This is a genomic window from Blautia sp. Sow4_E7 (assembly GCF_052116245.1).
Classification (GTDB): domain Bacteria; phylum Bacillota; class Clostridia; order Lachnospirales; family Lachnospiraceae; genus Blautia_A.
Genome location: NZ_JBQKLL010000067.1, coordinates 1 through 7,152 on the forward strand (window position 1 = coordinate 1; position 7,152 = coordinate 7,152).

The window sequence follows — 7,152 nt, forward strand, 5'->3', positions numbered from 1 at the left end:
CATTTTTCGTCATCATAAAAAACACCGCCCTTCTGATATTTATTATATCAGAAAAGCGGTTCCAACAATAGCAAAACCCTGCAAAAGCAGGGCTTTGTCTACAATCTGAAGAATCCTGCTTGCAGGATTCTCCGCCTGCGGCGGGTCGCTTCGAGCGACCTCTTCTGTTCCGCCGCAGTGCGATCCTGCCCGGTAGGGCTTTTTTTGTAATAGGGAATTCTAATGGAATTTCCTATTACAAAAAAAAGATTGACCTTTTCCTCTCTCCCCGATATAATGGAAAATGTCGTGGAGATGTACCCAAGTGGCTGAAGGGTCCGCACTCGAAATGCGGTAGGCCGGGCAACCGGTGCGAGGGTTCAAATCCCTCCATCTCCGCTTGCTTTTTTATAAAAGGTTACTATTATGTATGTCAGCTGCCGCTTTTTCTATGTTCCCAGCTCCATATATAAACTTTAGGTTACTGGGCACGGAGTGAACAATAACATTTAGTTATTTCCATACAAATTTTTGTCAATTTTGCCTTGACAACTGTACCTTTTGTATGTATAATTGCAACAGAAACAAAACATAGGGGATTGGTCAAATGGTATGATAGGGGTCTCCAAAACCTTTGGTGGGAGTTCGATTCTCTCATCCCCTGCTATTAGGACGTCAGAAGCCTTGTAAATCAAGGGTTCTGGCGTTTGTCTTTTCTCAGGATTGACTACATAGTCAGTCAGGTAGTCAATTTCTAGTCCCAAACAGTGATTATTCAGATCCAATATATTTTGCTTGTTATTTGGCAGTCGCCAGGTTCTCATGTATAGAGTTTAGTCAACTACAAACATACATAAAACAAGGAATATGAAACAGCACGATCATCCTGGCTGTCTCATATTCCTTCTTATAACCAACTCTTTTTTTCAGAGCTGCCCACTTTATTTTCTCAAAAGCATCACATGCTCCGGTGGAAAATACAGATACTTTGGAACATTCTCCTGCGGTGTCTCCTGGAAATTCTTTTTCTGGCACATCCACCACAAGGTTCCACTCTCCTTCGCCGCCTTATTGCTGATCAGATACTGGTGCTCAAAGGTATTCTCAATGTATTCCTCCACCTGCACCTCCATAGTATTCTCCCCTGCAGCCTCTGCCGGTCTCATCCAGTGCCCCCGGATTCCCACATGGGTAATATCTTCTGTCACTTCCTGCTCCGTACGAAGCATCAGCTCCCAATCCAGGGCATAAAGCTCATGACTGCCCATCTTCTGAACAGCAGAAAAATTCTTGCAGCCAGTAAGCTTGGCAGCCTCCAGATACTGTGGATCCTCAAAAATCTCCCTGGTCTCACCAGTGAGGATTTCTTTTCCATTGTGCAGCAAAGTCAGCTGATTGCAAAACTTATAAGCCTCGTCCCTGCTGTGGGTCACCATGATCATGTCACCCTTATAATCCTTTAAGAAATTCTGCATATCTCTCTGCAAAATATCCTTCAGATAACCATCCAGCGCGGAAAAAGGCTCATCCAGAAGGATCACCTCCGGCTCCCCGATCATCATGCGTGCAAGGGCCACACGCTGCTGCTGACCGCCGGAAAGCTGGGAAGGCAAATGCTTCTCCAATCCTTCCAGATGATATCTCTTTATGTAATCTGCCACCTTCTGGGAAAGCTCACTTTTGTTTCCCCGATAACCACAGGCAATATTCTTTTCCACCGTCATAGTGGGAAAAAGGGCATAAGTCTGAAACAGATAGCCCACTCTTCTCTCCTGGGGCTTTAAATTGATCTTCGCCTGGGAATCAAAAACCGTTTTCCCATTAATAATGATTTTTCCTGAATCCGGGGTTTCAATTCCGGCAATGCTGCGAAGAGTCATACTCTTTCCGCTTCCGGAAGCACCCAGGATTCCCATGGTTCCATCCTGTCCCTTCAGTTTCACATTCAGGGAAAAACCTTTGAAATTTTTCTGAATATCAAGTTCAATTGCCATTATATCCACCTTCTGGTCTGCATTCCTCTGCCGGAAACAATGTTGATCGCTGCCACTACCAAAAATGAGATCAAAATGATCACCACTACCCAGAAACCTGCCATGTCAAAGTTTCCGGCCGCAGTCTCCGAAGCAATGGCCACGGAAACGGTTCTGGTTTTTCCCAGAATGTTGCCGGCAAGCATGGAAGTCGCACCATACTCTCCAATGGCGCGGGCAAAAGCAAGTACGGTACCGGAAGCAATTCCCGGTCCAGCTGCAGGCATGATCACTTTCCAGAAAATCCGGCCTTCGCTCATTCCAAGAGTTCTTCCTGCATAGATCAGGTTTACATCTACCTGCTCAAAAGCAGCCCTGGCATTCCGGTACATCAGAGGAAAAGCGATCACAGAAGCCGCGATCACACAGCCAGTCCATGTCTGCACCACCTTAATATCAAAATTTTCCAGAAGAAAGCTTCCAAATGGCCGCTTCAGACTGAAAAGCAGAAGCAGGCAGAAGCCAGCGACTGTAGGCGGAAGGACAAGAGGCATTGTCAGGATTCCATCCAGAACAGCTCTGGCTCCTGGCTTCAGTTTCATGATCTTCCTGGCACAGAACACCCCGAGAAAAAAGGCGATCACAGTTGCCACCACGCCTGTTTTCAGGGAAATCCACAAAGGGCTCCAGTTTATCTCACTGAGAAATTCTCCCATATTATTGTCCTTTTTCTTTCTATCTAACATTTCCTGTTGATACGAATATGGTTACTGCCCCACAGTGTGAACAGTAACCATATCCAGTCATATGTAACCATCATTTCTTACGACAGCCAGCCGTCCGAAATTATTCTGCAGTATCCTCAGCAGCGTCAGCCTCATCAGACTGCTCATCTGTTACATAAGCTGCAAATCCATATTTCTCAAATACTGCAAGTGCTTCATCAGACTGCAGATACTCAAGAAATGCTTCCGCAGCTGCTCTGTCATCATCACTTGCTTCTTTATCCTCTACCATTCCAACTGGATAAAGTACTGGTGTCTGAAGGCTTCCAGCCGGTGCCTCCGCAATAATATCAACAGAATCTGCTACAGATGCAGCGTCAGTTGCATAAACGATACCAACCTCGTTGCTGCCTTCACTTACAGATGCAAGTACATCTGTAACGTTCTTACCTTCGTTGATCTCCATCTGGTTTACTTCATCTGTGATTCCAAGATTCTCGAAAATCTCACGGGAATACTGTCCAACCGGAACATCCTCTCCTGCAAGTGCAAGGTTTGCAGCGTCTGTAATGTTCTCAAAACCAGTAACCTTGGTCTCGCCATCCTTTGGTTTGATCAGAACAACTTTATTCTCAAGAAGATCTACTACAGTGTCTTTGTCAGCAATTCCTTCATCCACAAGGGCATCCATCTGCTTGGTAGCTGCGGAGAAGAAGATATCACAGCGTGCACCTTCCTCGATCTGTGTCTGCAGTGTGCCTGAGCTGTCTGCATTGTAGAGGATCTCAACATCCGGATAGGTCTCATTGAAATTCTTCTGAAGCTCTTCCATAGCGTTATTCAGGCTGGCAGCAATAAATGCATAAACCTCACCTTTCAGTTCTGGAGTCTCAGCCTCAGCAGATATTAAAGTTGTTCCGAACATCATAGTGCCCATAACTCCAGCCATAAGTGCTGCAAAAACTCTCTTTTTCATTTCATGCGCCTCCATTTTGTTTGTTTTCGTTATGTTTTGTTCAGTTTCATTCATTATACTTAATTTCATTTTCAATGTCAATTTTTCCATGCATCATTTATACAATTTCTTTTTAGTTTTCACCAAATTTTTTATATATTTTTACCGTCAGCCTGTCTTGTTATTTTTTATCCTGCATGCTATGATAAGAAAATACTGCAGGTTCTGAACATTAACCTTGTCTTTCCCTGCAGACAATATCAGAAATTATTTTCATAAAATAGAGAAAAGAGGATTCGAACATGAAATTAAGCGCACGCAACCAGTTAAAAGGAAAAGTGATCAATATCAACAAAGGAGCTGTAAACTCTATTGTCACAATCGATATCGGAGGCGGAAATATTATTACCGCTACCATTTCCTGTGCAGCAGTAGAGGAACTTGGACTTGAAGTCGGCTCTGATGCATATGCAGTTATTAAGGCAACCAACGTTATGGTGGGAATTGATGAATAAACTATATACTGCCCAGGAAATTGCAGACAAGCTTCAGATTAAAAAGACAACTGTCTATGAACTGATCAAGCGGGGTGAATTATACTCTTCCAAAGTGGGAAAACAGCTCCGTATCAGTGAACAGCAGCTGAAACAATACCTGGAGCGCACTGGTTCCGGGAATACTGTTCCAGCCCAGGGTGTCCAGGGAAACGCAGCCCCGCTAAATTCTGTAAACGGAAATCTGCAGGTTCCAGAGCTGCCTCCTGAGAGCTCGCTTTTGAAGCGTGATTACCTGCTCCACTCCAGCGGACTGATCCTTTGCGGCCAGTTTTCCCCGGCTCTTGAGCTTCTGGTAAGCCAGATGTCCATTCATCCCCAGGGAATTCCGGTTCTTCAGTCCTTTATGAACAGCTACAACAGCCTTTATTCCCTTTACTTTAAGAAGGCTCACATTGCCTGTGCAAGTCTGGATCCGGAGCATATCCGAAGCCTTGTGCCAGGCACACAGCTGTCTCTTTTATGCCTTTATGAATATTCCATAGGGCTTTACGTTTCTGCTGGTAATCCATTGAACCTGAAAGATCTGAAGGATTTACTCCGTAGGGACATAAAGATCGCCAACCGTGAAAAAGGAAGTACACCGCGAATTTATCTGGATCAGTTTCTTTTTTCCGAAAAAATTTCACCAGCTCTGGTAACCGGATATCATACGGAACTGGTATCCGATATTTCCACAGCTGCAGCAATTGCCACACACAAGGCTGACGCCGCACTGGGAGAAGAATATGCCGCACACCAGTCCGGGCTTCTGGATTTTCTTCCACTGAAAACCCTTCCCATGTATCTGGTCATGGAAACAGAATCTCTTTCCCAGCCTGGCTTTTCTGCTCTTCTGGAAATCGTACGTTCTGAGGATTTCCGCACCATTCTTCAGGGACAGACTGGGTATGACGTGACAAGGACAGGGAAATTGATTTCTCTTTAACAAAAAATGCTTTCCATTTATCAGCACAGTTTCTAAATTGCACTTAGATAAATCGAAAGCATTTTTTGGTTATTTCTAATAAGAAAATTCTCATTCTGTCTTTTTACATTATGAATATGAGCTTCCTCTTTTTATTTTCCAGAAACAATATTCTGCATCCACACGCCCTTTTTAACCAGCACAAATCCCACAATACATTTCAGAATATCTCCCACCTGTACCAGGGCAAAAACAGCCAGCACATGAAGCCCTGTGAAGCGGCTGAGGCAGTATGCGATCGGCACACTGACACACCACACAAACACGCTGTCAAACAGGAAGGTGATGATTGTTTTTCCACCAGAGCGCAAGGTGAAATAAGCCGCATGCAGGAAAGCATTCTGCGGCATAAAGATTGCCATGATCATAATAAAATATTTCGCCAGTTCTCTGGCATCCTGATTGGTATTGTACAATCTAGGGAACAATGGCGCCACTACCAGCATAACCAGTGCCACTCCCGTACAGCACATTACGGAAAAAGCGATCATCTTATTATCTGTGTCCCTGGCTTTCTTCATATCACCGGCACCAAGGAGCTGGCCTACCACAATGGCGACAGAATCTCCCAGTGCAATAAACACTACATTAAATACATTATTGATGGTATTGGCAATATTCTGGGCTGCAACTACATTCAGTCCACGCACCGAGTAGCACTGGGTAAGGATTGCCATACCAGCCGCCCAGAGAGTCTCATTGAGAAGTAGCGGAGTCCCTTTGATCAGAATTTTCTTCGTCAGATTCGCCGGTACCTTAAGAGTACTGTAAAGTCCTTTTGCAAAAGGCATCTTTTCTGTATGGGTATGTGTCCAGATGATCACAATGGCAACCTCCACATAACGGGAAAGGACAGTCGCAACAGCTGCCCCTCTTACCCCCAGCTCCGGGAAGCCAAATTTTCCATAAATCAGAAGATAATTAAAAACCAGGTTTACAAGTACTGCGGTAACACCTGCCTTCATAGGCTGTACAGTCTCTCCGCACTCACGAAGTGTACTGGAATATACCTGACTGATCATAAACGGTGGCAAACCAAGAAACATGATCCAAAGATACTGCATTCCATATCTGCTGGTTGCTTCCAGGGCCTCTGCACTGCCTTCTCCCTTCAGGTACATTCCGATCAGTGTTTCTCCTGCTGATGTGAGGATCAATATGGTTATGATCGTAAGAACAATTACCAGCCACAGTTTATAGCGAAATGTCTGGCGTACTCCTTCATGATCCTTCTGTCCCGCATACTGTGCGGTAAAAATCCCCGCCCCGGATACGCCTCCAAACAGGCAGAGATTGTATACAAAAAGAAGCTGGTTCACGATTGCCGCCCCAGACATCTGTTCAGTACCAATTCTGCCGATCATAATATTATCCAAAAGGCTGACAAAGTTGGTAATACCATTCTGTATCATAATGGGTATTGCGATTGCAAGTACCATCTTGTAAAAGGCCTTATCTCCCAGAAATTTCTTCCGGAATCCGCCTTTCCTTACTGTGTTTTCCATTTATCGATTTCCTCCTTCATTCCAGGCTGTAAAACAGAATGTTTGTTCTGTGATAACAGCGAGGTAGATACTAAGTTACTACATATCTGCACATAATGCAAGAGATAAATGAGAACTTTTCAAAATATCTGCAGTTCATCATATATACAGAAAAATGCTCGTGGGATTTCTTCGTTCAGTAAATATACTCTCCCATTTCGATTCTCCCCCAATTGTTCGTTTGGTTTTAGGCAATAAAAAAAACGATAACCAACCGGCTACCGTTAAAGTTCTGTACCTTCAAAACTACATACATGCTACATCCTAATGGAATCATTCTTTAACCTTGCGATTATTGGTCAAGCCCTCACCCTATTAGTAACAGTCAGCTCCATGTGTTACCACACTTCCACCTCTGCCCTATCTACCTCGTCGTCTTCAAGGGGGTTTACTTCTTTCGAATGGGACATCTCATCTTGAGGGGGGCTTCACGCTTAGATGCCTTCAGCGTTTAT

6 protein-coding genes, 2 tRNA genes and 1 rRNA gene are annotated in these 7,152 nt (G+C 44.3%); 4 read left to right on the forward strand and 5 right to left on the reverse strand.

Annotated features, from left to right (window positions below; translation table 11 throughout):
- The first annotated feature begins 290 nt into the window (after positions 1-290).
- Positions 291-378: transfer RNA gene (locus ACTQ50_RS18570), tRNA-Ser, on the forward strand.
- Between the two features lie 194 nt (positions 379-572).
- Positions 573-643 (forward strand) — tRNA-Trp (locus ACTQ50_RS18575).
- Between the two features lie 277 nt (positions 644-920).
- On the opposite strand, the gene ACTQ50_RS18580 is transcribed toward ACTQ50_RS18575, so the two are convergent.
- The 3 genes from ACTQ50_RS18580 to modA form a co-directional block, all read right to left on the reverse strand.
- On the reverse strand, positions 921-1,973 hold the full coding sequence (locus tag ACTQ50_RS18580; RefSeq protein WP_441485405.1) for a sulfate/molybdate ABC transporter ATP-binding protein: 1,053 nt from the start codon (positions 1,971-1,973) through the stop codon (positions 921-923).
- Positions 1,973-2,668 carry a molybdate ABC transporter permease subunit gene (gene modB, locus ACTQ50_RS18585; RefSeq protein WP_295310381.1) on the reverse strand — a complete coding sequence of 232 codons (696 nt, stop codon included), beginning with the start codon at positions 2,666-2,668 and terminating at the stop codon, positions 1,973-1,975. The genes ACTQ50_RS18580 and modB overlap by 1 nt, the downstream gene beginning before the upstream one ends.
- A 130-nt stretch (positions 2,669-2,798) precedes the next feature.
- Positions 2,799-3,653, reverse strand: a complete 855-nt coding sequence (gene modA / locus ACTQ50_RS18590; protein ID WP_441485406.1) for a molybdate ABC transporter substrate-binding protein — start codon at positions 3,651-3,653, stop codon at positions 2,799-2,801.
- 281 nt (positions 3,654-3,934) lie between these two features.
- Here modA and ACTQ50_RS18595 point away from each other — a divergent pair, with 281 nt between their 5' ends.
- Together ACTQ50_RS18595 and ACTQ50_RS18600 are read left to right on the forward strand one after the other, a co-directional pair.
- Positions 3,935-4,147 (forward strand): TOBE domain-containing protein, encoded by a 213-nt coding sequence (locus ACTQ50_RS18595; protein ID WP_118579240.1) that lies wholly within the window; start codon positions 3,935-3,937, stop codon positions 4,145-4,147.
- Positions 4,140-5,114 (forward strand): substrate-binding domain-containing protein, encoded by a 975-nt coding sequence (locus ACTQ50_RS18600; protein WP_441485407.1) that lies wholly within the window; start codon positions 4,140-4,142, stop codon positions 5,112-5,114. Before ACTQ50_RS18595 ends, ACTQ50_RS18600 begins: the two co-directional genes overlap by 8 nt.
- Before the next feature lie 131 nt (positions 5,115-5,245).
- On the opposite strand, the gene ACTQ50_RS18605 is transcribed toward ACTQ50_RS18600, so the two are convergent.
- Both ACTQ50_RS18605 and ACTQ50_RS18610 read right to left on the reverse strand, forming a co-directional pair.
- Complete coding sequence (locus ACTQ50_RS18605) at positions 5,246-6,658, reverse strand: MATE family efflux transporter (protein ID WP_441485408.1); 1,413 nt, start codon at positions 6,656-6,658, stop codon at positions 5,246-5,248.
- A 334-nt stretch (positions 6,659-6,992) separates the two neighbouring features.
- Positions 6,993-7,152: ribosomal RNA gene (locus tag ACTQ50_RS18610) — 23S ribosomal RNA — on the reverse strand; the annotation flags it as partial.

Coding starts and splice junctions, on each gene's coding strand:
- ACTQ50_RS18605 (WP_441485408.1), bottom strand. CDS start 6,658: ATGGAAAACACAGTAAGGAAAGGCGGATTCCGGAAGAAATTTCTGGGA.
- modA (WP_441485406.1), bottom strand. CDS start 3,653: ATGAAAAAGAGAGTTTTTGCAGCACTTATGGCTGGAGTTATGGGCACT.
- ACTQ50_RS18580 (WP_441485405.1), bottom strand. CDS start 1,973: ATGGCAATTGAACTTGATATTCAGAAAAATTTCAAAGGTTTTTCCCTG.
- modB (WP_295310381.1), bottom strand. CDS start 2,668: ATGGGAGAATTTCTCAGTGAGATAAACTGGAGCCCTTTGTGGATTTCC.
- ACTQ50_RS18600 (WP_441485407.1), top strand. CDS start 4,140: ATGAATAAACTATATACTGCCCAGGAAATTGCAGACAAGCTTCAGATT.
- ACTQ50_RS18595 (WP_118579240.1), top strand. CDS start 3,935: ATGAAATTAAGCGCACGCAACCAGTTAAAAGGAAAAGTGATCAATATC.